The organism is Paracoccus haeundaensis, assembly GCF_006239215.1.
GTDB lineage: Bacteria > Pseudomonadota > Alphaproteobacteria > Rhodobacterales > Rhodobacteraceae > Paracoccus > Paracoccus marcusii.
In genome coordinates, this window is record NZ_VDDC01000024.1 from 1 (window position 1) to 25,697 (window position 25,697).

Here is a 25,697-nt window from a genome sequence, read left to right on the forward strand (position 1 = left end):
TCGCCAGCGCCTGCGCCGGGTCCGCGCCCGCCGCCACCGCGACGCGCACCGCGCGGTCCAGCCGCAGGTCCGCGCCGGCCAACGTGCCGTCCGCCAGCGTCAGCCGCCCGTCGCGCCGCAGGATGCGGCGGCCCTGCAACGGAAATTCGGTCTGCGTGGTGCCCGCGACCGCCATGCAGTCGCTGACCAGGAACAACCCCCCAGGCCGTGCGCGCAGCGCGATGCGCAGCGCCGCCGGGTCGACATGGGTGCCGTCCGCGATGATCCCGGCCTGCGCATCGCCCGACAGGACCGCGCCGACCAGGCCGGGCTGGCGGTGGCCAAGCGGGCTCATGGCGTTGAACAGATGCGTGGCGCAGCGCGCCCCCGCCGCAAAGGCCGCCTGCGCCTGGTCCAGCGTGCAGTCGCTGTGGCCAAGGCTGACGATGATCCCCTCCGCGGTCAGGGCGGCGATCTGGGCGGGGGTGGCGGCCTCGGGGGCCAGGGTCACCATCAGCGCGGGCAGGTCCGCGCGGGCGGCGATCAGGGCGGCCATGTCGTCATCGGTCATCGGGCGGATCAGGGCTGCGTCATGCGCCCCGGCGCGGCGCGGGTCCAGATGCGGCCCCTCCAGGTGCAGGCCCAGAAAGCCCGGCGTGTCGACGCGGGCGGTGGCGATCCCGGCGGCCAGCACGCGGGCCGTGACCTCGGGTCCGTCGGTGATCAGCGTCGGCAGGATGCCCGCGCAGCCCAGATCGCGATGCACCGCGCAGATGCGCGCCAAGGTTGCGGCGTCGGTTCCTGCGCCGACCATCAGCCCGGCGCCGCCGTTCACCTGCAGGTCGACGAAACCGGGGGCCAGGATGCCGGGCATCGGAACCACGCCTGCCGGGCGCGGCACGATGGCCTCGATCACCCCGTCGCGCAGGATCACCGCCATGTCGTCCAGCAGCTGCGCGCCATCGAACAGGGTGGTGGCGGCCAGGGTCTGCAGGGTCATGGCGCCCAGGCCCGTGCCATGTCCAGCGCACCGTCCACGCCGGTGCCGCGGGCGGGAACAACGGGCCAGTCCGCCGCCAGCGCCGCGGCATAGAAGGGGCCCAGCCCGCCGGTGCAGACCACTGGCAGGCGGTCGCCATCCTGCAGCACGCGCACCGCGTCGCCGATCTGGGCCACCGCCTGGTCCAGAATCGCGCGGGCCGCGGGATCGTCCGAGGCGACCAGGCGCGGGGCCAGTTCCGCAAAGCGCGCAGGCGCGGCGCTGGTGCCGAAGGCGATGATCCCCTCGAACCCACCGAATTCGTCGCGCAGCGCGGATAGCAGGGGCGTGTCCGGGACCAGCCCGTCGCCCGCCCGCATCGCCCGCGCCAGCAGGGTGCGGCCCAGGACGGCACCGCTGCCCTCGTCCCCCATCAGAAAGCCGCGCCCCCCGATCTGGCGCAGATGGCCGCCGCGCTGGACCGCCAGCACCGACCCGGTGCCCACCGCGACCAGGATGCCGTCATCCGCGCCAAGCGCGCCACGCGCGGCAGTGACGGCATCGTTCACCACCAGGCTGCGCGCGAAGGGCAGGCGCGCCTGCATCGCGCGGGCCGCGTCCTGCATGCCGCCCCCGGCCAGGCCCAGCACCGCGGTCAGGTCCGCAGGCGAGGCCCCGGCCTGAGCCATCGCCGCCGTCGCCGCGGCCAGCACGCTGGTCACCGCGCCGAATGGATCGGAATTGATGTTTGCCGGCCCGCCCTGACCGCGGCCCAGCACGCGGCCCGCCGCATCGGCAATGGCTGCCCGGCAGCCCGTGCCGCCCCCGTCGATCCCCAGATACAAGCTCATCACGTCCCCATGTTTCGCCAGAGGGAACGCGACCAGCGCGGAAATGAAAAGCCCCAAGGTCGGATCGTCCCGCCGGACAAGCAAAACCCCCGAAAACACGAGGTTTTCGGGGGTTTTGTTTTTGGTGCCCAGGAGAGGACTCGAACCTCCACACCTTGCGGCACACGGACCTGAACCGTGCGCGTCTACCAATTCCGCCACCTGGGCAGGTGGTATGAGCGGCTGATTAAAGCGAGTGCGGGGGGGCGTCAATGGGGGTCGTGAAAGTTTTTCGACAGTTTTTTGCCAAGACCTGCCAAGGCGGTGCGCGAAGCTGCCCGCGACCCTGCGCAGCCTTGCCCGGAACGCGCGTCGGGGGTAAGGATCACGCGACATTCGGCCTATCAGAGGGAGGCGAGACGCCCATGGCGAAACTGGTCACGATCTTTGGCGGATCGGGCTTTGTCGGCCGGCAGGTGGCCCGGCTGATGGCCAAGGAGGGCTGGCGCGTCCGCATAGCCGTCCGCCGCCCCGACGAGGCGCTGTTCACCCGCACCTATGGCGCGGTCGGGCAGGTCGTCCCCGTCATGTGCAACATCCGCGACGAAAACTCTGTCCGGGCTGCCCTGACCGGGGCGGATGCCGCGATCAACTGCGTCAACATCCTGAACGCGCAGGGCAAGAGCACTTTCAAGACCGTGTTCGAGACCGGCGCCGACAACATCGCCCGCCTGTCGGCGGAGATGGGCGTCGCGCGGCTGGTCCATATCTCGGGCCTGGGGATCGATCCCGAATCGGACAGCACGTACATCGCGTCGAAATCGCGGGGCGAGGCCGCGGTGCTGGCCGCGCGTCCCGATGCGGTCGTGCTGCGCCCGTCGGTGATCTTCGGTGCCGACGACAATTTCTACAACCGCTTTGCGGGCATGTCGCGGATGGGGCCGGTGATGCCCATCGTGGGCGGCAACACCCGGATGCAGCCGGTTTTCGTGGGCGACGTCGCCCGCGCGGCGGTGATGGGCGCCACTGGCACCGCCGCCCCCGGCATCTATGAGCTGGGCGGCCCCGAGATCCTGACCACCCGCCAGATCGTGGGGCAGGTGCTGTCCGCCGTCCACCGCCGCCGCGCGGTGGTGAACCTGCCGTTCCCGATCGCGCGACTGGCATCGGCCGCGATGGGCGTGGCGCAGGCGGTCACCGGCGGCCTGTTCACCAGCCCGCTGAGCCGCGACCAGCTGGCCCTGCTGCGCAAGGACAACGTCGTCACGCCCGGCGCCCGCGGTTTCGCGGATCTGGGCATCGTGCCCACGGCGGCCGGGTCCGTTCTGGACGACTATCTGGTGTGCTTCCGCCCGTCGGGCCAGTACGATTCGATCAAGCGGTCCGCCAAGAACCTGCGCGAGCACTGATGGACCACAACACGATCGTCGCCGCCGCCCTCGGGGTTCTCGAGGGCCTGACCGAGTTCATTCCGGTGTCGTCGACGGGCCACCTGCTGCTGGCCGGTCATTTCCTGGGCTTCGATTCGCCCGCCCGGTCCTTCGAGGTGCTGATCCAGCTGGGCGCCCTGCTGGCGATCCTGGGCCTTTACGCCGCCCGGCTGGTGCAGGTGGTGCGCGACGCGCCCCACGATCCGGTCGCCCGGCGGTTCATCGGCGCGGTCCTGCTGGCCTTCGCCCCGGCGGCGGTGATCGGCGCGATGGCGCACGGCTTCATCAAGACGGTGCTGTTCGAGACGCCGATGCTGGTCGCGGTCATGCTGATCCTGGGCGGCTTCGTCCTGCTGTGGGTCGACCGCCGCGCCGCCACCCCCCGCTATACCCGGGCCGAGGACATTCCTTTGTCGATGGCCTTCCGCATCGGCCTGTTCCAGTGCCTTGCCATGATCCCCGGCGTGTCGCGGTCGGGGGCCACCATCGTCGGTGCGCTGCTGATGGGCGCGGACAAGCGGTCGGCCGCCGAATTCTCGTTCTTCTTGGCGATGCCCACGATGCTGGGCGCCTTCAGCCTGGACCTGTGGCAGAATCGCGCGGTGCTGGATGCGGGCGCGATCAACGACATCGCCGTGGGCTTCATCACCGCCTTTCTGGCCGCCGTCGTGGTGGTGCGCTGGCTGCTTGGTTACGTGTCCCAGCACGGATACGGGCTGTTCGCATGGTGGCGCATCGTCGTCGGAAGCCTTGCGTTGCTGGCACTTGCACTGGGTATGTAAGTAATGCTGACCTAATATCGCGGGTGTGCGGACAAAAACTTGGCCCGCGCACCAAAAAAGTGGTGATTAGGTCAGTACTGCTGACTTTTCATCGCAAAAGCCTTGGTTTATTGCGGTTGCCGAAGTCCTTTCAGGGAAGGTAGCGCAGCCATGGCCACGCAGAAGATGCTGACATTCGTCTCGACCCCGCGCGAGATGCCCGAAAAACGCGCCGCTGCCGACCGCAGCGAGGATTTCCACGAGATCTATCGCGAATTCGCCGCAGCCAAGGCCGCCGAACAGTCCAGCCGCTGCAGCCAGTGCGGCGTGCCTTATTGCCAGTCGCACTGCCCGCTGCACAACAACATCCCCGACTGGCTGCGTCTGACCGCCGAGGGTCGGCTGGAGGAGGCCTATCGCGTCAGCCAGGCCACCAACACCTTCCCCGAGATCTGCGGCCGCATCTGTCCCCAGGACCGCCTGTGCGAGGGCAACTGCGTGATCGAGCAGTCGGGCCACGGCACCGTCACCATCGGCGCGGTCGAGAAGTACATCACCGACACCGCCTGGGACAACGGCTGGGTCCAGCCCTTCAAGCCCGCGCAGGAGCGTGCCGAATCGGTCGGCATCATCGGAGCCGGGCCGGGCGGCCTGGCAGCGGCGGACATGCTGCGCAAGCAGGGGTTCCAGGTCACGATCTATGACCGCTATGACCGCGCGGGCGGGCTGATGACCTATGGCATCCCCGGCTTCAAGCTGGAGAAGGACGTGGTGATGCGCCGCAACCAGCTGCTGGCGGACAGCGGTGTCGAGTTCGTGCTGAACTGCAACGTGGGCGAGGACATCAGCTTTGACGCGATCCGCGGCAAGCACGATGCGGTGCTGATCGCCACGGGCGTCTACAAGACCCGCGACCTGGACCTGGACAACGCCGATCACGGCGGGATCGTCCGCGCGATCGACTATCTGACCGCCTCGAACAAGGTCGAGTTCGGCGACGACGTTCCCGATTTCGACGACGGAGAGCTGAACGCCAAGGGCAAGCGGGTCGTCGTCATCGGCGGCGGCGACACGGCCATGGATTGCGTGCGCACGGCCATCCGCCAGGGCGCCCAATCGGTCAAGTGCCTGTACCGGCGCGACCGCGCCAACATGCCGGGGAGCCAGCGCGAGGTGCAGAACGCCGAGGAGGAGGGCGTCGAGTTCGTCTGGCTGTCGGCCCCCGGCGCCTTTGCGGGCCACGTGACCGGCATCGCCGCCGAGGCGCAGGAGCGTGACGTCGACGGCCTGCCGCAGATCGCCTCGGTGCGCATCCAGAAGATGCGCCTGGGTCAGCCCGACGTCACCGGCCGCCAGTCGCCCGAGCTGATCGAGGGCGCCGATTACGACGAACCCGCCGACCTGGTCATCAAGGCCCTGGGATTCGAACCCGAGGACCTGCCCAAGCTGTGGGGCGTGGACGGGCTGGAGGTCACGCGGTGGGGCACCATCAAGGCGAACTTCCAGACGCACCAGACTTCGATCCCCGGCGTGTTCGCGGTGGGCGACATCGTGCGCGGCGCCAGCCTGGTCGTCTGGGCGATCCGCGACGGGCGCGAGGCCGCGGACGCGATCGCGACCTTCCTGACGGGCGATGCCCGCATCGCCGCCGAATAGGGGCATGGCGATGGCGCACCACCATGACACGGGGCGTGCAGCGTGCGGACGGCGGCACGGGGCCGCGGCGGCGCGGGCCGTCCCCGCTGTCGGGATCATGTCGGGCCTGTTGACGCTTCTGGTGCTGGCGGGCGGGATGCTGGCGGCGGGGCAGGCGGGGGCGGCCAGCTTCACGCCGCCCGCAGGCTGCACGCTGAACGTCACGGTGCAGAACCGCAGCTGCACCGTCAGCCAGTACTATACCTGCAATGCCGATCCCGAAGGCTATCAGCACAGCGCCCATTTCGGGCGCGAGGGCCTGTACCACCTGTCCACTATCGACGCCGAGACCCGCTGGATCGAGAGCCAGAGCATGTCGTCCGGCCTGATCGACCGGCTGGTCGAGGAGGCCGACGACCATGCCAGCTTCAGCGAGTTGTTGGCCACGGGGCGCGATGATTTCGACTTCTGGACCCAGACCGATGACGGCCAGCGCCTGCACCACCAGGGCGCCGACACCCTGACCGGAGAGACCGTCACGATCGATGGCCAGGCACTGGAACGGACCCGCTTCCGGCTGACCACCCGCGACGCCGGCGGCGAGGTTCTGATCACCCGCGAGGGCAGCCAGTACATCAGCCGCGAGTTCAACCGCTTCTATGGCGGGACCGAGACCGGCAGCGACTGGACCGGCGCCAAGACCGAGACCGACGACAGCCCCGTGCTGTTCACCTTTCCCGGCGAGGCCGGGTTCGGTTCCACAACCCCACAATTCGACTGCGATCAGTTGCTGACGCAGATCCCGCAGGAAAGGGCCGCATCATGACCATGGACTGGCAAGCACAGGAAGAAGCCCGCCGCGCATGGATGGACCAGAACAGCCTGTACCGCGAGGAGGACGAGCATTCGTCTTGCGGCGTGGGCTTCGTGGTCGATCTGGACGGCAAGGCCAGCCGCCGGGTCGTGCAGAACGGCATCGACGCGCTGAAGGCCATCTGGCATCGCGGCGCGGTGGATGCGGATGGCAAGACCGGCGACGGCGCGGGCATCCACGTCCAGATCCCGGTGCCGTTCTTCTATGACCAGGTGCGCCGCACGGGCCACGAACCCGATCAGAACAAGCTAATCGCGGTCGGCCAGGTGTTCCTGCCGCGCACGAACTTTGCCGCCCAGGAGGCCTGCCGGACCATCGTGGAATCCGAGGTCCTGCGGATGGGGCACTATATCTATGGCTGGCGCCATGTGCCGGTGAACACCGCCGTGCTGGGCGAGAAGGCGAACGCCACCCGCCCCGAGATCGAGCAGATCCTGATCCGCTGCGAGAAGGACATCGACCAAGTCCGCTTCGAGCGCGAACTGTACATCATCCGCCGCCGCATCGAGAAGGCCGCCATCGCGGCGCAGGTGCGCGAGCTGTATTTCTGTTCGCTGTCCTGCCGGTCGATCATCTACAAGGGCATGATGCTGGCCGAGCAGGTCGCTGAATTCTATCCCGACCTGAAGGACGAGCGGTTTGAATCGGCCTTTGCGATCTATCACCAGCGTTACAGCACCAACACCTTCCCGCAATGGTGGCTGGCCCAGCCTTTCCGCATGCTGGCCCATAACGGCGAGATCAACACGCTCAAGGGCAACCTGAACTGGCTGCGCAGCCACGAGATCCGCATGGCATCGTCGGCCTTCGGCGACGCGGCCGAGGACATCAAGCCGATCGTGCCCGCCGGGTCGTCGGATTCGGCGGCGCTGGATGCGGTGTTCGAGGTTCTGGTGCGGTCCGGGCGGTCCGCGCCGATGACCAAGACGATGCTGGTCCCGGAAAGCTGGTCCAAGGCCACGACCGACATGCCCAAGGCCTGGGCGGATATGTACGCCTATTGCAACGCGGTGATGGAGCCGTGGGACGGCCCCGCGGCGCTGGCCATGACCGACGGGCGTTGGGTCTGCGGCGGCCTGGACCGCAACGGGCTGCGGCCGATGCGCTATGTCGTGACGGGTGACAACCTGCTGATCGCGGGCTCCGAGGTCGGCATGGTGCCGGTGGACGAGACCGGCGTGCGCGAGAAGGGCGCGTTGGGACCGGGGCAGATGATCGCGGTCGATATGTGGGACGGCAAGCTGTACCACGACACCGAGATCAAGGATCGCCTGGCCGGCAGCCAGCCCTTTGGCGAGTGGATCGAGAAGGTCACCGAGCTGAACGACATCATGCGCGACCTGCCCGAGGTCGTGCGGTACCAGGGCGACGCCCTGCGTCGCCGGCAGAGCGCGGCCGGGTTCACCCATGAGGATCTGGAGCATGTCCTGGCCCCGATGGCCGAGGACGCCAAGGAATCCATCGCGTCGATGGGCGACGACACGCCGCCTGCGGTCCTGTCGAACCAGTACCGCCCGATGAGCCATTTCTTCCGCCAGAACTTCAGCCAGGTGACGAACCCGCCGATCGACAGCCTGCGCGAGACGCGGGTGATGTCGCTGAAGACACGCTTCGGCAACCTCAAGAACGTGCTGGACGAAAGCAGTGCCCAGACCGAGATCGTGGTGCTGGAGAGCCCCTTCATCGCCAACGGCGAATACGATGAGATGGTCAAGATGTTCGGCGACACCGTCACCGTCATCGACTGCACCTTTGCCGAAGGTGCCGGGCCGGACGCCCTGGGCGAGGGACTGGCGCGCATCCGCGCCGAGGCCGAGGATGCCGTGCGGTCGGGCGCGGGCCATCTGGTTCTGTCTGACGACGCGCAGGGCCCTGGCCGGGTCGCGATGCCGATGATCCTGGCGACCAGCGCGGTGCATTCCTGGCTGACGCGCAAGGGCCTGCGGACCTTCTGTTCGGTCAACGTGCGGTCGGCGGAATGCATCGACCCGCATTACTTTGCGGTGCTGATCGGCTGCGGCGCGACGACGGTGAACCCCTATCTGGCGCAGGATTCGATCGACGACCGGATCGCGCGCGGACTGCTGACCGGGACCCTGGTCGAGAACATGCGCCGCTATCGCACGGCCATCGACGCGGGCCTGCTGAAGATCATGGCCAAGATGGGCATCTCGGTCCTGTCGTCCTATCGGGGCGGTCTGAACTTCGAGGCGGTGGGCCTGTCGCGCGCCATGGTCGCCGAATATTTCCCCGGCATGCAGTCGCGGATCTCGGGCATCGGCCTGCACGGGCTGCAGGCCAAGCTGGAGGCGCTGCACCAGGTCGCCTTCCGCACCGACAACGTGGACATGCTGCCGGTCGGCGGCTTCTACAAGCTGCGGCGGACGGGCGAAAAGCACGCCTGGGAAGCCAACACCATGAAGCTGCTGCAGGTGGCCTGCGAAAAGGCGTCCTATGACATCTGGAAGCAGTTCAGCGCCACGATGCGGACCAACCCGCCCATCCACATCCGCGATCTCTTGGACATCAAGCCCTTCGGCAAGCCGGTGCCGATCGAGGAGGTCGAATCGATCACCTCGATCCGCAAGCGCTTCGTGACGCCGGGCATGTCGCTGGGGGCGCTGTCCCCCGAGGCGCATATGACGCTGAACATCGCGATGAACCGGATCGGCGCAAAGTCCGATTCGGGCGAGGGCGGAGAGGACCCGGCGCACAGCCATCCGCTGCCCAATGGCGACAACCCCTGCGCCAAGATCAAGCAGGTCGCCTCGGGCCGCTTCGGTGTCACCGCCGAATACCTGAACGCCTGCGAGGAACTGGAGATCAAGGTCGCCCAGGGTGCCAAGCCCGGCGAGGGCGGCCAGCTGCCCGGCATGAAGGTCACCAAGCTGATCGCGCGTCTGCGTCACTCGACGCCGGGCGTGACGCTGATCAGCCCGCCGCCGCACCACGACATCTATTCGATCGAGGATCTGGCGCAGCTGATCTATGACCTCAAGCAGATCAACCCGCGCGCCAAGATCACCGTCAAGCTGGTGGCATCGTCGGGCGTCGGCACGATCGCGGCGGGCGTGGCCAAGGCCAAGGCCGACGTGATCCTGATCAGCGGCCATAACGGCGGCACGGGCGCCTCGCCCGCCACGTCGATCAAGTTCGCGGGTCTTCCCTGGGAGATGGGCCTGACCGAGGCGCATCAGGTCCTGGCCATGAACCGTCTGCGCGAGCGGGTGACGCTGCGCACCGATGGCGGTTTGCGCACGGGCCGCGACATCGTCATGGCGGCGATGATGGGCGCCGAGGAATACGGCATCGGCACCGCCGCGCTGATCGCGATGGGTTGCATCATGGTCCGCCAGTGCCAGTCGAACACCTGCCCGGTAGGCGTCTGCACCCAGGACGAGAAGCTGCGCGCCATGTTCACCGGGTCGGCGGACAAGGTGGTGAACCTGATCACCTTCTATGCCCAGGAGGTGCGCGAGATCCTGGCATCCATCGGGGCGCGCTCGATCGACGAGATCATCGGTCGTGCGGACCTGCTGACCCAGGTCAGCCGGGGTGCGGCGAACCTGGACGATCTGGACCTGAACCCGCTGCTGATCACCGTCGATGGGGCGGACAAGATCGTCTATGACCGCACCAAGCCGCGCAATGCCGTGCTGGACACGCTGGACGCCGAGATCGTCAAGGACGCCGCCCGTTTCTTCGAGGACGGCGAGAAGATGCAGCTGTCCTATGCGGTCCGCAACACCCACCGCACCATCGGGACGCGCACGTCGTCGCTGATCGTGCAGAAGTTCGGGATGCGCAACAACCTGCAGCCCGACCACCTGACGATCCGCCTGACCGGCAGCGCCGGGCAGTCGCTTGGTGCCTTCGCGGCCCCGGGGCTGAAGATCGAGGTCTCGGGCGATGCCAACGACTATGTCGGCAAGGGTCTGTCGGGCGGCACCATCGTGGTGCGGCCGCCGATGGCCAGCCCGCTGGTCGCGGCCGACAACACGATCATCGGCAACACGGTCCTCTATGGCGCGACGAACGGGCATCTGTTCGCGGCGGGCCGTGCGGGCGAACGCTTTGCGGTCCGCAACAGCGGTGCAAGCGTGGTGATCGAGGGCTGCGGGTCGAACGGCTGCGAATACATGACCGGCGGCGTGGCCGTCATCCTGGGTCGGATCGGCGCGAACTTCGGTGCGGGCATGACCGGGGGGATGGCCTATCTGTACGACCCCGAGGGGCTGGCGCGCGACTACATCAACCCGGAAACGCTGGTGATGTGCGCCGTGACCCAGGACCACTGGGAGGATCAGCTGAAGGGCCTGATCGAACGGCACCTCAAGGAGACCGGATCGCGTCGCGCCGACGAGATCCTGTCGAACTGGGACCGCGAGAAGGGCAACTTCCTGCAGGTCTGCCCCAAGGAGATGCTGCAGCACCTGTCCCACCCCATCGAGGCGGTGGACCAGACCCGCGCGGTTCCCGCGGAATGACATCCGGCGCGGCCCCCTTGCGGGGCCGCGCTGCGTTTTAGGGCCGGGCGGTGCAGGTGACGGGGTCCGCGTCCGACATGGCGTCGATGAACGTCACCTGGTCGCCCTTGGTCCACCATTCCAGCGCCCCGGAGACATAGCGCGCACCCGATGCCGCGATCACGTTGACGAAGATCCGCGGGCCGTCCTCCAGCGTGACCAGCGCCAAGGCATCGTCCCCCGACGTCACATAGGTCGCCGCCACCTGACGCCCGTCGTCGCAATCATGCGTGACGCTGGTCATGGTGGCATCGGGCGCCAGCGGCAGGGACAGCATCGGCTGTGCCAGCGCGGGGGCGGCAAGGGCCAGCAGCAGGGGCAGGATCGGCGCGGCATGTCGGGTCATGGCATCCTCGGGGCGGTTGTTCGCGGGCAGGGTGGCGCGGGGCCGCGCGGCTGGCAAGGTGCGCTTGACGCAAAGCGCCGCACCATGAGACATGCGGGCATGATCCTGCGCCGCGCCCACCCCCCCAAGACCGAACCGGCCCGATCCGCCCGCAGGCGCGGCAGGCCGATGTTCTGGCTGCGCTTTCTGGCGCTGCGGGCGGTGCTGGTGATGCTGGGGTCGGTGGCGATCTATGGCGTCGTGAACCCGCCGCATACCTGGACGATGGTCGGCGCCGCGCGCCAGCACCCGCTGACCCCGCGCGAATGGACGCGGCTGGCGGACATCGCCCCCGTGATGCGCCGTGCGGTGGTCGCGGCCGAGGACGCGAATTTCTGCAGCCACTGGGGTTTCGACATGGTCGAGATCCGCAAGGTGGTCGCGTCGGGGTCGTCGCGGGGGGCGTCCACGATCACACAGCAGACCGCCAAGAACGCGTTCCTGTGGCAGACGCGCAGCTGGCCGCGCAAGGCCGCCGAAACGATCCTGACGCCGCAGATCGAGGCCTTGTGGTCCAAGGCCCGCATCCTTGAGGTCTATCTTAACCTGGCCGAATTCGGGCCGGGCATCTTCGGCATCCATGCCGCGGCGCGCGACCATTTCGGCACCACCCCCGACCGGCTGACCCCCGTGCAGGCCGCGCGCCTGGCCGCCGTCCTGCCCAACCCGCGCCAGCGCAGCCCGTCGGGGCCGTCGGCGCGGTCGCGGGCCATCCTGGACGGGGCAGAGACGATCGCGCGGGACGGGCGGGCCGCCTGCTTCTGAGGGCTGCGGTTGAAAGCGGCGGGGTCGGGGCGTATCAACGGGGCGTTGCGACAATAAGAAGAAGGTCTCGAGCAGCCATGAACACCAACACGCAGACCACGCGACTGTACCACACCGCCCTGTCCCCGTTCTGCCGCAAGGTGCGGCTGGTCCTGGCCGAGAAGAAGATCGAGGTCGAACTGGTCGAGGAGCGGTACTGGGAGGGATCGCCCGATCTGAAGCGCCGCAATCCGGCGGGCAAGCTGCCGGTGCTGCGCTATCGCGGCAACCTGCTGGCGGAAAGCCAGGCGATCATCGAATACCTGGACGAGGCGGTGCCCGCCCCGTCGCTGATGCCGCAGACCCCGCTGGAGCGCCACGAGGTGCGCCGCCTGTGCGCCTGGTTCGACGACAAGTTCCACACCGAGGTCACCCAGCCCATCCTGAACGAGCGCGTCTGGAAGAAGATCACCCGGTCGGGGTATCCCGACAGCCGCGTGGTCAAGGATGGGCTGCGCGCGGTCAAGGACCACATTGACTATCTGTCGTCCCTGCTGGAGACGCGGCGCTGGCTGGCGGGCAACACGCTGAGCCTGGCGGATTTCACTGCGGCCGCGCATTTCTCGTGCCTGGATTACATCTCGGACGTGGATTGGGACCGGTCCGAGGGTCTGCGCGACTGGTATGCGACCATCAAGTCCCGCCCCGCGTTCCGGTCGGTCTTGGCCGACCAGGTGCCGGGCATCCATCCTGCGCCGCATTATGCCGAGCTTGACTTCGGCTGAGGGCGGGGGGGCCAGCCCCCCATCGCCTGGCGGCGATCCCCCCCGGGGTATTTGGGCAAAGCAGAAGGCCCGGATTCAGGCCGAGGCGCGCGCGGTGGGATTTGCCGCGATGGGCGTCATGCGCCCGGACGGCGTGCCGGAGCTGGCCGGGCGGCTGGCGGATTTCGTGGCCCAGGGGCGGCACGGGCAGATGGGCTGGATGGCCGAACGCATGAGCTGGCGCGGCGATCCGGCGGCGCTGTGGCCCGAGGCGCGGTCGGTGGTGATGCTGGCCGAGCTGTACACCCCCGAGGGCGATCCGCTGGCGGTGCTGGATCAGCGCGACCGCGCCGCTGTCAGCGTCTATGCGCAGGGGCGCGATTATCACGATCTGGTCAAGAAGCGGCTGAAGCGGTTGGGGCGCTGGATGCTGGAAACGGCGCCCGAGCCGGGGCACCAGATCAAGGTCTTTGTCGACACCGCGCCGGTGATGGAAAAGCCCCTGGCGCAGGCCGCGGGCCTGGGCTGGCAGGGCAAGCACACCAACCTTTTGTCGCGCGATCTGGGCAGTTGGTTCTTTCTGGGCGCGATCTTCACGACCATGCCGCTGCCACCGGACGCGCCGCAGGTCAGTCATTGCGGGTCCTGTCGCGCCTGTCTGGACGTCTGTCCGACCGGGGCCTTTCCTGCGCCCTATCAGCTGGATGCGCGGCGCTGCATCTCCTACCTGACGATTGAGCACAAGGGGCCGGTGGACCCCGACCTGCGGGCGCTGATGGGCAACCGGATCTATGGCTGCGACGATTGCCTGGCGGTCTGTCCGTGGAACAAGTTCGCGCAGGCAGGCTCCGAGATGCGCTATCGGGGGATCATCGATGCGCCGCCGCTGGCGGAGCTGGCGGGACTGGACGACGCGGCGTTCCGGGCGCGGTTTTCGGGGTCGCCGATCAAGCGGATCGGGCGCGACCGCTTTGTCCGGAACGTGCTGTACGCCATCGGCAATTCCGGCGACGCCGCGCTGGCACCCGTGGCGCGGGGGCTGACCGGGGACGCCGATCCGGTCGTGGCCGAGGCCGCGTCCTGGGCCGCGGCGCGGCTGGCGCGCTAGAGCAGGAAGTCGTCGCCGTCCAGCGACAGCCGACCGTCCAGCCGGATCAGCATGTCGGCCTGTCGGTCGCCGTTCACGTCGATCAGCAGGTGCGTCTGCTGGCCCACATGCTCCCACCGCAGGGATCGCTGGCCCTGATGCCCGCCCGACCCGGCATAGGTCAGGTTCATCGCGCGCAGGTCCAGCAGATCCTCGCCCGTCCGGAAATCGGTGATCAGGTCGGGGGCCCGGCGCGGGCTGTCCATCGCGCCGAAGAACCGGAACGTGTCGCGCCCCGCACCGCCCTGCATCACATCGCCGCCCATCCCGCCGACCAGCACGTCGTTGCCCGGCCCGCCCAGCATCCGGTCCGACCCCGGCCCGCCGCGCAGCAGGTCGTTGCCCGGCCCTCCGGACAGCCAGTCATTGCCCACGCCCCCGTCCAGCGTGTCGTTGTGCCAGCCGCCGTTCAGGCGGTCATTGCCCAGCCCGCCAACCAGCCAGTCCGCCCCGATGCCGCCATCCATGACGTCGTCGTCCGCATCCCCGAACATGCGGTCGTTGCCGGCCTCTCCGAACAGGCGGTCCGCCCCCGCGCCGCCGGACATGCGGTCGTTGCCGGCCCCGCCGCGAAGGATATCATTGCCCAGATCGCCGTTCATCCAGTCGTTGCCGCCGCCGCCCAGCAGGGTGTCGTTGCCCATGCCGCCGGACATGACGTTGTTGCCGCCCCCCCCCATCAGCAGGTCGAACCCCGTGCCGCCGAACATACGGTCATGCCCGGGGCCGCCGTTCATGCGGTCGTTGCCCGTCCCGCCATCCAGCGTGTCGTCGCCCGCTCCGCCCTGCAGGACGTCATTGCCCACCCCGCCGATCAGGCGGTCGCGCCCGATCCCCGCGGTGAGCGTATCATTGCCCGTGCCGCCGTCCAGCACGTTCCATCCGACCATCGAGATCAACAGGTCGTTGCCGTCCTCTCCGAACAGGCGGTCGTTGCCGGATCCGCCGAACAGGCGGTCGTCGCCCATGCCGCCGAACAGCATGTCATTGCCGCCCTCGCCGTTCAGGACGTCGTTGCCGCCATCGCCGTACAGCGTGTCCCAGCCCCAGCCGCCCCACAACGTGTCCTGGTCATCGCCGCCCCACAGCATGTCATTGCCGTCACCGCCCCACAGCACGTCATGCCCGGCACCGCCCAGCAGGCGGTCGCCCCCCGTCCCGCCGAACAGCGTGTCGTTGCCCTCGCCGCCGTCGAGCTGGTCGTCATCCTCGTTTCCCTCCAGGACATCGTCGCCGACCCCGCCCAGCAGGGTGTCGCGGCCGGTGCCGCCTGACAGGCGGTCTGTGCCGTCGCCCCCCTCCAGGTGGTCGTTGCCCGCCCCGCCGATCAGCAGGTCATCGCCGCCATCGCCGAACAGCCGATCGTCGCCATCCCCGCCCAAAAGCGTGTCGCGCCCGTCGCCCGCCTGCAGGCTGTCATGGCCTGCGCCGCCGTCCAGGTAGTCGATTCCGGCCCCGGCGATCAGCGTGTCATCACCGTCCCCGCCCAGAAGGCGGTTGTTGCCGGACAGATCCTCCAGCCAGTCGTTGCCCACCTCGCCGGACAGCACGTCGTTGCCGTCGCCCCCCGACAGCCGATCGTTGCCCGCCCCGCCATACAGCGTGTCGTTGCCCGAATCGCCATGCAGCGTGTCCGTTCCGTCGCCGCCATAGAGCAGGTCGTCGTCATCGTCGCCGTGCAGCAGGTCGTCGCCCGCATCCCCGAACAGCGTGTCGCGGCCCGGGCCGCCATGCAGGCTGTCATGGCCGTCGCCGCCGCGCAGATAGTCGTTGCCCGCCTCTCCGCGCAAGGTGTCGTCGCCCGCGCCGCCGGAGACGGTGTCGTTGCCCGACCCGGCCATGATCTGTTCGCGCCGGGCGCCGCCGATCAGGTGATTGGCGTCCGCCGTACCGAAGATCCACAGCGCCTCGGTCGAGGGGGGCGGGACGGGGGGCGTCACCACGGGGTCGGTCTCGGGTGCCAGATAGTGGCCCACCGGGAACAGCGCGTTCGAGAAATCGGCCGCGGTCAGGCCGCGCCCGGTGCGGGTGGTGATGTCCAGGATGGTGTCGCCATAGATGATCATCACCCCGTTCGCCGTGGGGATGAAGCGCAGCTGCCAGACACTGCGGATGTTGCCCAGCATCGACATGTCCAGCCGGTCCACCGCGGGGTCATAGTCCAGGATGGTGATCCGCCCGGTCACCCGCGACGGCACGAAGATGTCGGCCCCCGCGCCGCCCATCAGGGTCACCGGGCCCGCGCCCGCGACCAGGATGTCGTTGCCGTCGCCCCCCTCGATCCGGGTGGTGGCGGCGCCGGCGACCAGCAGGTCGCCCCCGGTGCCGCCACGCGCGGTGCCCGCTCCCGCCGTGGCCGTGGCCCCGATCGGGCCGGGCTCGAAGACCAGTTGCGTCACGCCCGTCTCGGTCCCGGAACCGACGAACAGCAGGATGCGGCCGTCGATCACCCGCGCCTCGATGTCGGTGACATCGGCCAGGGTCATCGCGTCGGTGTCGATGATGGTGGTCAGGTGCAGCAGCCGCCCGTCGGGCAGCATGGTGAACACGCTGATCCCGTCATCGGCCCCGCCCGCAAAGACGAAGGCCCGCCCGCCCAGGACCACGGTCTCCAGCGCGGTGGCGTTCTGGAACCGGGTCGTCCCCTCGTCCAGGACGTGATCGACGGTGGTCAGCCGCCCGTCGGCGGTCAGGCGGAACACGGTCAGCGTCCCGGACCCTGTCGCCGCCATCACCACATAGGTGCGGCCGCCGAACTGCACCGCATCCACGTCGGATGGCACGTCATAGCCGGTGCCGCGGTCCGCGCCGTGCACCATGCCCGGCGTCAGCGCGCCCGACGCCGACACCAGATGCGTCGCGATGAAGTTCCCGTTCCCCGAGATCGAGATCAGGATCCGCTGCCCGTCCACGCTGACATCGGTGATCTTGTCCAGGTTCGCGTCGGTCGTGCCCGCCGGGGTGGCAATGGTGGCCTGGCCTGCCCGGACCAGCGCGCCGTCCGCGCCCATCCGGTGGGTGGTCAGCGTCAGCCCGCCGCCCTGCGCCGAATACAGCACCTGCGCCTGGCCCGTGTCCACCTGGCCCAGGGCCGTCACCTGCGGACCCAGGCTGGTGCCGAACAGCCAGCCAAAGGTCGACATCGCCCCGATGTCGCCGCGCAGCGTCACGCCCAGGTTGCTGGCCCCGCCCATCTGGCCCACATGGATCAGCGTGTCGCCACCCATGTGGATCGCGGTGATCTGCGGCGGTCCCTGATAGGTGAAGTCGGCCAGATAGGGGCGGGTGCGCAGCATGGTGATGGGGGCCGCGGGGTCGCTGATTGCATAGGTGCTGATCCCGCCCCGGACCTGGTTCGCCGCCACCAGCAGCAGGCGGCCGTCGGCCTCGACGATCTCGAGGTCGGTCAGATTGGACAGCCAGCGTTGTTCCGTGACGCCAAAGGTCGTCACGTGGCGATACACGATCATGGCAATACTGCGGGTTGTCCGGCCATCGGCGCCGGGAACAGGGGGCAGGTGTTAAGATGGTCTTAACCGCGCCGCCTGGCCAGTCTTGCTTGACGTGCATTTTAGGCAAAGGCCCGCGCCGGGGCGGGAACCCTCAGGCGGGCAGCGCCAGCGGTCCATAGAGGATCAGCCCCGGCTGGCTGGCCGGCCCGTCGCGCGACAGAAGATCGGCCAGCGACGACACCGTTCCGGGCAGCAGGCGCTGGCCGGGATGGCCAACGGCCTCGGCCAGCAGGGCGGGGGTGTCGGGGGGCAGGCCGTGGTCGATCAACCCCTGCGCCATCTTGGGAAAGCTGCGCTGGCCCATGAAGACCACGGTCGTGGTCAGCGGGTCGGCCAGCGCGGCCCAGTTGATGTCGCCGGGCAGCTGGCCGGTGATGTCGGCACCGGTCACGAACTGCACCCGCCGCGCGGTCAGGCGCCGGGTCAGCGGCATGCCCATCGCCGCCGCCGCGGCACTGGCCGAGGTGACGCCGGGCACGATCTCCCAGGGGATGCCGGCGGCGGTCAGGGCCACCAACTCCTCCTCCAGCCGGCCGAAGATGCCGCTGTCGCCCGACTTCAGGCGCACGACGCGGCGCCCGGCCTGCGCATGCTGCACGATCAGCGCGTTCACGGCGTCCTGCTTGGCCGACGGGCGGCCCGCCCGCTTGCCCACGGCGATCAGGTCGGCCTGCGGACCCGCATGGTCCAGCACCGGCCCGGATGCCAGGTCGTCGAACAGCACCACGTCGGCATGGGCCAGCCTGCGCGCGGCCTTCAGCGTCAGCAGGTCGGGATCGCCCGGACCCGCCGAGACAAGCGAGACGAAGCCGGGGGGAAAGCTGGGATCGGACAAGGGCTGTGGGCCTTATGGGCGGGCGGGGTTTCAGCTATACCACCCCGGCCCGGTGTGACAATGCCGCGCGTTTTCTTTGCGCGCGGCACGGGCGATGAAACCATATCGCCGCTGGCGCGTGATCATCCGGGCATCAAGGGAGAATGCGATGACGGTCATCTGTTGGTTCAGGCGGGTTCTGCGGCTGGACGACCACCCGGCGCTGGTCGCGGCCGCCGCCGCGGGCGCGGTGATCCCGCTGGTGATCCTGGATCCGCGTGAGGCAAGCGACCGGCCCGCCAGCGCGCAGCGCCAGGCGATGGCGCTGGCGCCGCTGGACCGCGCGCTGCGCAAGATCGGCAGCCGGCTGATCGTGCGGCGGGGCGATCCGGCCCAAGTGCTGGAACAGGTCCTGCAGGAAACCGGGGCCGATGCGGTGTACACCACGGTGGGGTTTCCCTTCGCCTCAGACGACGGGCTGGCAGAGGTGGTCGAACGCGGCGGGGCGCGGCTGCATCTGCACGACCTGGCCGACCTGGTGCCGCGGGGGTCGGTACTGACCGGGTCGGGCGGGGTCTACAAAGTCTTCTCTCCGTTCTGGAAGGCGGTGCGACAGGTGGACATCGCGCCGCCCCTGGCGCCCCCGTCGCTGTCCGCGCCCGATGCCTGGCCCGACAGCGACGGCACCGACTGGCCCGAGGCCCGCGCCGCGATGGACCGGGGCTGGGATGTCATGGCCGCCCATGTCCGCGCCGGAGAGGAGGAGGCCCATGCCCGGCTGGAGGAGTTCATGTCGGGCGACGTCGCAGGCTACAAGCAGGACCGCAACCATCCCTGGCGTCCCCAGGCCACGTCGGGCCTGTCCGATGCGCTGGCCGTCGGAGAGATCAGCGCCCGGCGCATCTGGTCGCGCTGCCGCGGAGAGTTCGAGCAGGGCATCCCGGGGATCGAGCCGTTCCTGTCCGAGGTTTGCTGGCGCGAGTTCGCGCGCGAGCTGATGTTCGAGACGCCCGACATGGACCGCAGCTGCTGGCGCAAGGAGTGGAACGACTTTCCCTGGCGCGCCGACAATGACGACGCCGAGGCCTGGCGGCGGGGCCGCACCGGCGTGCCCATCGTCGATGCCGGGATGAGAGAGCTGTACGTCACGGGGCGGATGCACAACCGCGTGCGGATGATCACCGCCAGCTATCTGACGAAACATCTGCTGACCGACTGGCGCGTGGGGCTTGCGTGGTTCGAACATTGCCTGGCCGATTGGGACGCGGCGTCGAACGCCATGAACTGGCAATGGGTGGCGGGCTGCGGGCCGGATGCCTCGCCCTATTTTCGGATATTCAATCCAGAAACGCAGGCCGAGAAGTTCGACGGCAAGAGCCAGTACCAGGACCACTGGATGCGCCCCGACGCGCCCGGCGCGCGGGAATTCGCGGCGGCCATTCCACGGGCCTGGGACCTTGACCTGACGAAACGCGCCATGCCGCGGATCTCGCTGGCCGAGGGGCGTGCCCGCGCCCTGACGGCCTATGAGGAGGTGAAATCGTGACACGCGCGCTGATCCTGGGGGCGACGGGCGGCATCGGGCGGGCGCTGTCCGCGCGGTTGGAGGCGCAGGGGGCGCAGGTCACGGGCCTGTCGCGATCAGCCGACGGGATGGACCTGACACGGCCCGGCACGGTCGCGGAACACGCCGCGCGGCTGGCGGGGCAGTCCTTTGACCTGATCGTGAACACGACGGGCGCGCTGGTCATCGACGGGCACCAGCCGGAAAAGTCGCTGGACGCGGTCGATGCGGACGCCATGGCGCGGCAGTTCGCGCTGAACGCCACCGGGGTCGCGCTGGCGATCCAGGCCTTTGGTCCGCTGCTGGTGCGGGACAGGCGTGCGGTGTTCGCGTCGCTGTCGGCGCGCGTGGGCTCGATCGGCGATAACGATCTGGGCGGCTGGATCGGCTATCGCGCGGCCAAGGCGGCGCAGAACCAGATCATCCGCACCGCGGCCATCGAATACCGCCGCCGCAATCGGCACGCGATCCTGGTCGCGTTGCATCCGGGCACGGTCCAGACGCCGCTGACCGCGAAATACGCGTCCCGCTATCCGACCATCACCCCCGACCGCAGCGCCGAGGCGTTGCTGGCGGTGATCGACGGGCTGACGACCGACGATACCGGCAGCTTCTGGGACTGGAAGGGCGCGCGGGTGCCGTGGTGATCAGGTCAGATAGGGCGACGCGGCGCCGATGATCTGACGCCCGCCCGGCTTGACGAACGACCCCCAGGTGCCCGCGATGCGGCCCTGCGGGTCCAGCAGCACCTTGTTGAAGTTCCACTGCGGCACGAATCCCGTCTGCGCCCGCGCCCAGGCATAGAACGGGTGCACGTCCCCCTTGACCACGTGCAGGATGTCGGTCATCGGCAGGGTCAGGCCGTATTGCAGCTCGCAATATTCCTTGGCCTCGGCCCCGCTGGCCAGTTCCTGGTTGAAATCGTCCGACGGCACGGCCAGCACCACCAGCCCGCGTGGGGCATAGGCATCGTGCAGCGCCTGCATGTCGGCCAGCTGGCCCGCAAAGCCGCACATCGACGCGGTGTTGACGACCAGAACCGGGCTGCCGCGCCACTGCGCGGTGTCATAGCTGCCCCCGTCGACGGACGGAAAGGTGAAATGCGGCACGTCCTCTGCCCGCGCGCGGGTCAGGCCCAGGGCGGGCAGGGCGGTGGCAAGGAACAGGAAAAGGCGTCGTCTCATGGGCTTTCTCCTTGGGTGCGGGTCAGTTCATCGGGCGGTGGCAAGGCGACCCGCCAGCGCGGCGGCGCCAAGGGTCGCGATCAGGATCACGGGCCAGTTTCCGGCGCCCCAGTTGGCGACGACGATCCCGGCCAGCGCCCAGATCACCGCCGCGGAATAGGCCCATTCGCGCGGGCGCAGCGACTGGACCGCCAGCGCCAGCGCGCTGACCGCGATCAGGCACAGGATCGCGGCGGTCTGAGCCGACAGCCAGCCGTGGCCGCCCAGCCAGATCCCCACCGACACGCCCGACGCCGCCGTCAGCCAGCCCGCGTAAAGCGCGATGGGCCGCCCCTCCAGCCAGCGGTCGCGGCGACCGGCCCAGATCATCGCGACGATGGCACTGACCAGCATCGCGATGATCATCAGCGTGGCCAGCCCCGGCAGGCGCTGCGCCACCGGCAACCAGAAGAAACCGATGACCAGGCTGACCAGCAGCGGCGCCCGCAGCGGCAGCCAGCCCTCGTCGTCGGCACGGCGCCACAGGCCGAAGGCGGCGCCGGCGATCAGCCACAGATAGATCAGGCCCCAGATCGAGAAGGCCCAGCCCGCAGGCTGGATCGGCGGATCCGGCTGGGGAATCGGAAAGCGGTCGGGATCGTAGCCCGCAAAGCCCGGGAACAGCAGCGGAGAGACGGCAAAGGCCATCGCCGCCAGCAGGACCAGAAGGGCAAGTGTGCGGTTCGGCATGGGCAGGGCTTTCTGCTGGGGCGCGGGGTGCAGGTTGGCGCGTTGTGCGCGTTTGTCAACGTGCAGGGTGGCGCGGCGGTTGCCATGGGCGCGCGTTCGCGCCATGGATAGGGCCCCCGCATCCCGGCGCGACACCGCGCCGCAGCCCGATGGCCCGTGCAGACGATGAAGCTCAAGGATTTCGCCAAGCTGGTGGGCATGTCCGCGACCACGGTCAGCCGCGCCCTGAACGGCCACCCCGAGGTGAACGAGGCGACCCGCGCCCGCCTTGTCGCCGCCGCCCGCCAGCACGGCTATCAGCCGAACGCCCATGCGCGCTTTCTGGCGATGGGCCATGCCAGCACCATCGGCTGCGTGATCCCCATCGGCGGCCGGAACGAGATCGTGAACCCGATCTATGCCGATTTCCTGGCCGGGGTCGGCGAGGAATGCGCCCGCCGCCGGTTCGAGATCAACCTGACCGTCGTCCCCGAGGAGGATCAGCCCGACGCCTATCGCGCGCTGTCGTCCAAGGGTCTGATCGGCGGCGTGATCGTGCAGTTCCCGCGCCATGACGACCCGCGCCCCGCGCTGCTGGACCGGATCGGACTGCCTTACGTGGTGCATGGGCGGGTGACCGGGCATGACGGCCCCTACAGCTGGGTGGACGTGAACAACCTGCGGGCCTTTGAACGCGGGACGGGGTTCCTGCTGCAGCTTGGTCATCTGCGCATCGCGCTGCTGAACGGGGACGAACGGCTGGATTTCGCACGCCGCCGCCGCGACGGATACCTGCGCGCGCTGCGCGATGCGGGCCATGCGCCGCGGCCCGCGCTGATGACCACCGGAGAGATGACGGCCGCCTATGGCTATGCCCAGGCCCGCGCCCTGCTGGCGGGCCCCGAGGCACCGACCGCGTTCCTGTGCGCGGCCACGATGATCGCAACCGGCGTGCGCCAGGCGATCGAGGAGCGGGGGCTGGTCCTGGGCCGCGACGTGTCGGTGCTGACCTTTGACGACGACCTGTCCTATTACGCGAACCGCGATGCGGTGCCGGTGTTCAGCGCCATGCGGTCGCCGGTGCGGGTAGCGGGGGCGCGCTGTGCGGCGCTGTTGATCGACCGGATCACCGGCGGACCCGGTGATCCGGTGCAGGAGCTGCTGGAGGCCGAACTGGTCGTCGGCCGGTCCACCGCGCCGCCGGCCTAGGGCATCGGCCCGTCGCCCGTCCGGGGCATCGCCGCGCGCAGGGCCGCGTCATGGCCGAACCCCAGGATCTGCCCTTCGGCCGCCAGATCGGTGATACGGGGGTCGGGGGCCAGCATCGGCACCAGCGCGTCGCGGTCGTCCAGCGCGCGCAACGTGCGGGCCAGCAGCCCCACCTGCGCTGCATCCAGGCAGGGCCAGCCCGCGACATCCAGCCGCCCCAGCATCGAGGGATAGACCTCGGCCAACACCAGTTCCGCGTCCTGCCATGGCTGGAACGGCCAGACCGCCGTGCCCGCCCGCTGGCGCAGGCGGTTCAGCCAGGGGATGCCCGTCAGGCTCTGCGCGCCGACCGCACCCGCGCCGGCCAGCTGAAAGGGCGATTTCGGGCGCGGGCCGCCGGGGACCGGGGTTTCCGTCACACGGTGCGGTGCCAGGTCGGGATGGGGCGGGGGCCTCAGCCGCGGCAGGTCCGGCGTGGCCAGCCGTCGTCCGTCGCCCCAGAAGACCGGCGCATCCAGCGCCCGGTTCAGCCCCGCCGCCACGTCGCGATAATTGCTGCAGTTGCGCGCGTCGTCACTGTGCTGCGCGTCCAGGTGGTCCCACAGCGTCAGCGCGTCGGCCCGTCCGGTGATCTGGCGCGCCAGCCCCGACGGATGGCCAAAGGCGAAATCCGCCCCGATCAGCAGCCGCGTTCCTGGTTCGGCCAATCCCTGCAGCAGGTGGTGGGCCTGCATCCGCGTCGGCGGGTTGGCCAGCAGGCCGCGGTCGTCGCCGATCCAGATCGAATTGGCCCTTCGTGTCGGGCATCCCGCCGCCGACCAATCCAGGACCACGATCAGGTCAAAACGCGGCAAGACGCGCCTCGGCCAGGGCCAGGTCGGCGGGGGTGTTGATGTTGGCAAAGACCGCGTCCGGCCAGACCGCACGCCCCGGCTGATGGTGTTCGGCAAAGCGGCGGACGCGGCGCTGATCCGCGGCCAGCGTCGCGGCCAGATCGTCGCGCAGCGCCACGGGCCACAGCCCGAAGGTCGGATGATCGCGCGGCCCCTGCGGATCGTCGCCCGCCGCCAACGCAAGCCCCATGGGCCCCCGCGCCGCCCACAGCCGCGCCGCCAGGTCCGGTGGCAGAAAGGGCGAATCGCCCGGCACGGTCAGCACATGCGCGGCCCCCAGGTCCCGCGCCCAATCCATCGCCACCAGCACCCCCGCCAACGGCCCGGGGCGGTCGGGCAGGCTGTCGGGCAGCACGGGCAGACCGAACCGGGCAAAGCGCGCCGGATCGCCGTTGGCGTTCAGCGCCAGCGGCCCGGCCTGCGGGCGCAGGCGGTCCAGCACATGCGCCAGCATCGGCCGCCCGGCCAGCGCCATCAGGGGCTTGTCGCCGCCGCCCATGCGGGTCGCGCGGCCTCCGGCAAGGATCAGGGCGGGGATGCGGGGGGGCGATGTCATGGCGCGACTGTGGCCCCGCCGCATCGGCGGCACAAGGCATCACCGCATTTCCAATAGTTGACAGTTTTGCTTGGTGGGCCGATAACCCCCCGGACCGCCGCAGGCCCGACGCCCTTTCGCGCCCGCCTGCCCGACACCAACTGGATGCAAGGACCGCCATGACCCATCTGCCCAGACAGCCGCTTCGCGCGGGGCTTGCCGCATTTCTGGTCGCCGCGACGCTGGCCGGTGCAGGCCTGGCCCAAGACGTGCCGACGACCCAGGGCCAGCCAGAGGCTGCAGTTCCTGCCGCCCCGCAACCCGCCGCCGACGCGGCCGCACCGGTGGCTGCGCCCGAGGCCGCGGCGCCTACGGCCGTCCCCGACGCCGCGACCCCGGATGACGCTGCAGCGGGTTTGCAAGCCCCGTCCCCGACGCAACCTGCCGCGCCGGGCCAGACCGCGACCCCTGCTGACCCTGCCGATGCGGCGCAACCGGTGCCGGTCGTGGCCGAACGCGACCCCGGCCTGCCGCATGACCTGTCGCCGATGGGCATGTTCCTGGCTGCGGACTGGGTCGTGAAGGGGGTCATGATCGGGCTGGCGGTGGCGTCGGTCATCACCTGGACGATCCTTCTGGTGAAGCTGATCGAGCTGTGGGCCGCCTCGCGCCGGGTCACGTCGGCCACGCGGCGCATCCAGGCCGCGCCGTCCCTGCCGGACGCCCTGGCCGGGATCGGGCGCCGCCGCGATCCGGTGTCGCGCATGATCCGCTCTGCCGCCGAGGAATACCGCCGGTCCGAACCGGCCCTGGCGCAGGCGGGCGATCACGGCATCAAGGAGCGCGTCGCCTCCCAGCTGGACCGGATCGAGGTTGCAGCCGGTCGCCGCATGGCACGGGGCACGGGGGTGCTGGCCACCATCGGGTCGACCGCCCCCTTCGTGGGTCTGTTCGGCACCGTCTGGGGGATCATGAACAGTTTCATCGGCATTTCCGAATCGCAGACGACCAACCTGGCCGTAGTGGCGCCGGGCATCGCCGAGGCGCTGCTGGCCACCGCCATCGGCCTGGTCGCGGCGATCCCCGCCGTGGTGATCTACAACGTCTTTGCCCGCGCCGTCACCGGCTACCGGATGCGTCTGGGCCATGCCGCGGCGGGGGTTCAGCAGATGGTCAGCCGCGACCTGGACTTCCGCGGCCGCGGCCCTGCGGCGGGGGTCTAGG

Annotated in this window: 21 protein-coding genes and 1 tRNA gene; 12 read left to right on the forward strand and 10 right to left on the reverse strand. The window is 69.5% G+C overall.

Annotated features, from left to right (window positions below; all coding sequences use genetic code 11):
* From nagA to FHD67_RS13265, 3 genes are all read right to left on the reverse strand, one after another.
* Positions 1-979: N-acetylglucosamine-6-phosphate deacetylase (nagA, locus tag FHD67_RS13255; RefSeq protein ID WP_139598968.1), on the reverse strand; the 979-nt coding region annotated here is incomplete at its 3' end.
* A complete protein-coding gene (locus FHD67_RS13260; protein WP_139598969.1) occupies positions 976-1,809 on the reverse strand; it encodes a glucosamine kinase nucleotide-binding domain-containing protein in 834 nt (277 codons plus the stop codon). The genes FHD67_RS13260 and nagA, both read right to left, overlap by 4 nt.
* A 122-nt stretch (positions 1,810-1,931) precedes the next feature.
* Positions 1,932-2,016, reverse strand: a tRNA-Leu gene (locus FHD67_RS13265).
* A 197-nt stretch (positions 2,017-2,213) separates the two neighbouring features.
* Between FHD67_RS13265 and FHD67_RS13270 the strand changes: the two genes are divergently transcribed.
* From FHD67_RS13270 to gltB, 5 genes are all read left to right on the forward strand, one after another.
* Positions 2,214-3,197, forward strand: coding sequence for a complex I NDUFA9 subunit family protein (locus FHD67_RS13270; RefSeq protein WP_139598970.1), 984 nt, complete (start codon positions 2,214-2,216; stop codon positions 3,195-3,197).
* The gene (locus FHD67_RS13275; RefSeq protein WP_139598971.1) at positions 3,197-4,000 is read left to right on the forward strand and encodes an undecaprenyl-diphosphate phosphatase; all 804 of its coding nucleotides are present in this window, start codon (positions 3,197-3,199) and stop codon (positions 3,998-4,000) included. Before FHD67_RS13270 ends, FHD67_RS13275 begins: the two co-directional genes overlap by 1 nt.
* Positions 4,001-4,150: 150 nt before the next feature.
* Entirely contained in the window at positions 4,151-5,635 is a 1,485-nt protein-coding gene (locus FHD67_RS13280) for an NAD(P)-dependent oxidoreductase (RefSeq protein ID WP_045982537.1), read from the forward strand.
* A 10-nt stretch (positions 5,636-5,645) separates the two neighbouring features.
* Positions 5,646-6,440, forward strand: coding sequence for a hypothetical protein (locus tag FHD67_RS13285; protein WP_139598972.1), 795 nt, complete (start codon positions 5,646-5,648; stop codon positions 6,438-6,440).
* Between the two features lie 2 nt (positions 6,441-6,442).
* Complete coding sequence (gene gltB, locus FHD67_RS13290; RefSeq protein ID WP_176695132.1) at positions 6,443-10,975, forward strand: glutamate synthase large subunit; 4,533 nt, start codon at positions 6,443-6,445, stop codon at positions 10,973-10,975.
* 37 nt (positions 10,976-11,012) lie between these two features.
* Here gltB and FHD67_RS13295 read toward each other — a convergent pair whose 3' ends face one another.
* Positions 11,013-11,453, reverse strand: coding sequence for an MliC family protein (locus FHD67_RS13295; RefSeq protein WP_084693875.1), 441 nt, complete (start codon positions 11,451-11,453; stop codon positions 11,013-11,015).
* Between FHD67_RS13295 and mtgA the strand changes: the two genes are divergently transcribed.
* From mtgA to queG, 3 genes are all read left to right on the forward strand, one after another.
* Complete coding sequence (mtgA, locus tag FHD67_RS13300; protein ID WP_064503569.1) at positions 11,445-12,164, forward strand: monofunctional biosynthetic peptidoglycan transglycosylase; 720 nt, start codon at positions 11,445-11,447, stop codon at positions 12,162-12,164. The two genes, FHD67_RS13295 and mtgA, sit on opposite strands and share 9 nt — an antisense overlap.
* Positions 12,165-12,241: 77 nt before the next feature.
* On the forward strand, positions 12,242-12,928 hold the full coding sequence (gene fzlA / locus FHD67_RS13305) for an FtsZ-binding protein FzlA (RefSeq protein ID WP_045982541.1): 687 nt from the start codon (positions 12,242-12,244) through the stop codon (positions 12,926-12,928).
* A gap of 49 nt (positions 12,929-12,977) precedes the next feature.
* On the forward strand, positions 12,978-14,015 hold the full coding sequence (gene queG, locus FHD67_RS13310) for a tRNA epoxyqueuosine(34) reductase QueG (RefSeq protein ID WP_255352890.1): 1,038 nt from the start codon (positions 12,978-12,980) through the stop codon (positions 14,013-14,015).
* Here the strand turns inward: queG and FHD67_RS13315 are convergent.
* On the reverse strand, positions 14,012-17,524 hold the full coding sequence (locus tag FHD67_RS13315; RefSeq protein ID WP_246071297.1) for a calcium-binding protein: 3,513 nt from the start codon (positions 17,522-17,524) through the stop codon (positions 14,012-14,014). The two genes, queG and FHD67_RS13315, sit on opposite strands and share 4 nt — an antisense overlap.
* 133 nt (positions 17,525-17,657) lie before the next feature.
* A complete protein-coding gene (gene cobA / locus FHD67_RS13320; protein ID WP_139598974.1) occupies positions 17,658-18,401 on the reverse strand; it encodes a uroporphyrinogen-III C-methyltransferase in 744 nt (247 codons plus the stop codon).
* A gap of 148 nt (positions 18,402-18,549) precedes the next feature.
* On the opposite strand from cobA, the gene FHD67_RS13325 reads away from it, so the two are divergent.
* Together FHD67_RS13325 and FHD67_RS13330 are read left to right on the forward strand one after the other, a co-directional pair.
* Positions 18,550-19,926 carry a cryptochrome/photolyase family protein gene (locus tag FHD67_RS13325; protein WP_139598975.1) on the forward strand — a complete coding sequence of 459 codons (1,377 nt, stop codon included), beginning with the start codon at positions 18,550-18,552 and terminating at the stop codon, positions 19,924-19,926.
* A complete protein-coding gene (locus FHD67_RS13330; RefSeq protein WP_139598976.1) occupies positions 19,923-20,591 on the forward strand; it encodes an SDR family NAD(P)-dependent oxidoreductase in 669 nt (222 codons plus the stop codon). The genes FHD67_RS13325 and FHD67_RS13330 overlap by 4 nt, the downstream gene beginning before the upstream one ends.
* Here FHD67_RS13330 and FHD67_RS13335 read toward each other — a convergent pair whose 3' ends face one another.
* Entirely contained in the window at positions 20,592-21,128 is a 537-nt protein-coding gene (locus FHD67_RS13335) for a glutathione peroxidase (RefSeq protein ID WP_139598977.1), read from the reverse strand. It abuts the gene before it with no gap.
* A gap of 27 nt (positions 21,129-21,155) precedes the next feature.
* Positions 21,156-21,962 (reverse strand): tryptophan-rich sensory protein, encoded by an 807-nt coding sequence (locus FHD67_RS13340; RefSeq protein ID WP_246071298.1) that lies wholly within the window; start codon positions 21,960-21,962, stop codon positions 21,156-21,158.
* 60 nt (positions 21,963-22,022) lie between these two features.
* On the opposite strand from FHD67_RS13340, the gene FHD67_RS13345 reads away from it, so the two are divergent.
* On the forward strand, positions 22,023-23,045 hold the full coding sequence (locus tag FHD67_RS13345; RefSeq protein ID WP_046001216.1) for a LacI family DNA-binding transcriptional regulator: 1,023 nt from the start codon (positions 22,023-22,025) through the stop codon (positions 23,043-23,045).
* On the opposite strand, the gene FHD67_RS13350 is transcribed toward FHD67_RS13345, so the two are convergent.
* Both FHD67_RS13350 and mobA read right to left on the reverse strand, forming a co-directional pair.
* Positions 23,042-23,899 carry a hypothetical protein gene (locus tag FHD67_RS13350; RefSeq protein ID WP_139598978.1) on the reverse strand — a complete coding sequence of 286 codons (858 nt, stop codon included), beginning with the start codon at positions 23,897-23,899 and terminating at the stop codon, positions 23,042-23,044. The genes FHD67_RS13345 and FHD67_RS13350 overlap by 4 nt on opposite strands.
* Positions 23,886-24,494, reverse strand: coding sequence for a molybdenum cofactor guanylyltransferase MobA (mobA, locus tag FHD67_RS13355; RefSeq protein WP_139598979.1), 609 nt, complete (start codon positions 24,492-24,494; stop codon positions 23,886-23,888). Before mobA ends, FHD67_RS13350 begins: the two co-directional genes overlap by 14 nt.
* Positions 24,495-24,652: 158 nt before the next feature.
* On the opposite strand from mobA, the gene exbB reads away from it, so the two are divergent.
* Positions 24,653-25,696, forward strand: coding sequence for a tonB-system energizer ExbB (gene exbB / locus FHD67_RS21075; protein WP_046001218.1), 1,044 nt, complete (start codon positions 24,653-24,655; stop codon positions 25,694-25,696).
* The last annotated feature ends 1 nt before the right edge of the window (position 25,697 follow it).

Bases quoted from the DNA above. Each gene is read 5' to 3' on its own strand.
- FHD67_RS13335 (WP_139598977.1), bottom strand. From the start codon at position 21,128: ATGAGACGACGCCTTTTCCTGTTCCTTGCCACCGCCCTGCCCGCCCTG.
- FHD67_RS13270 (WP_139598970.1), top strand. From the start codon at position 2,214: ATGGCGAAACTGGTCACGATCTTTGGCGGATCGGGCTTTGTCGGCCGG.
- fzlA (WP_045982541.1), top strand. From the start codon at position 12,242: ATGAACACCAACACGCAGACCACGCGACTGTACCACACCGCCCTGTCC.
- FHD67_RS13325 (WP_139598975.1), top strand. From the start codon at position 18,550: ATGACGGTCATCTGTTGGTTCAGGCGGGTTCTGCGGCTGGACGACCAC.
- FHD67_RS13275 (WP_139598971.1), top strand. From the start codon at position 3,197: ATGGACCACAACACGATCGTCGCCGCCGCCCTCGGGGTTCTCGAGGGC.
- FHD67_RS13315 (WP_246071297.1), bottom strand. From the start codon at position 17,524: ATGATCGTGTATCGCCACGTGACGACCTTTGGCGTCACGGAACAACGC.
- FHD67_RS13260 (WP_139598969.1), bottom strand. From the start codon at position 1,809: ATGAGCTTGTATCTGGGGATCGACGGGGGCGGCACGGGCTGCCGGGCA.
- FHD67_RS13285 (WP_139598972.1), top strand. From the start codon at position 5,646: ATGGCGCACCACCATGACACGGGGCGTGCAGCGTGCGGACGGCGGCAC.
- gltB (WP_176695132.1), top strand. From the start codon at position 6,443: ATGGACTGGCAAGCACAGGAAGAAGCCCGCCGCGCATGGATGGACCAG.
- FHD67_RS13340 (WP_246071298.1), bottom strand. From the start codon at position 21,962: ATGGCGCGAACGCGCGCCCATGGCAACCGCCGCGCCACCCTGCACGTT.
- FHD67_RS13345 (WP_046001216.1), top strand. From the start codon at position 22,023: ATGAAGCTCAAGGATTTCGCCAAGCTGGTGGGCATGTCCGCGACCACG.
- FHD67_RS13295 (WP_084693875.1), bottom strand. From the start codon at position 11,453: ATGTCTCATGGTGCGGCGCTTTGCGTCAAGCGCACCTTGCCAGCCGCG.
- exbB (WP_046001218.1), top strand. From the start codon at position 24,653: ATGACCCATCTGCCCAGACAGCCGCTTCGCGCGGGGCTTGCCGCATTT.
- mobA (WP_139598979.1), bottom strand. From the start codon at position 24,494: ATGACATCGCCCCCCCGCATCCCCGCCCTGATCCTTGCCGGAGGCCGC.
- mtgA (WP_064503569.1), top strand. From the start codon at position 11,445: ATGAGACATGCGGGCATGATCCTGCGCCGCGCCCACCCCCCCAAGACC.
- FHD67_RS13280 (WP_045982537.1), top strand. From the start codon at position 4,151: ATGGCCACGCAGAAGATGCTGACATTCGTCTCGACCCCGCGCGAGATG.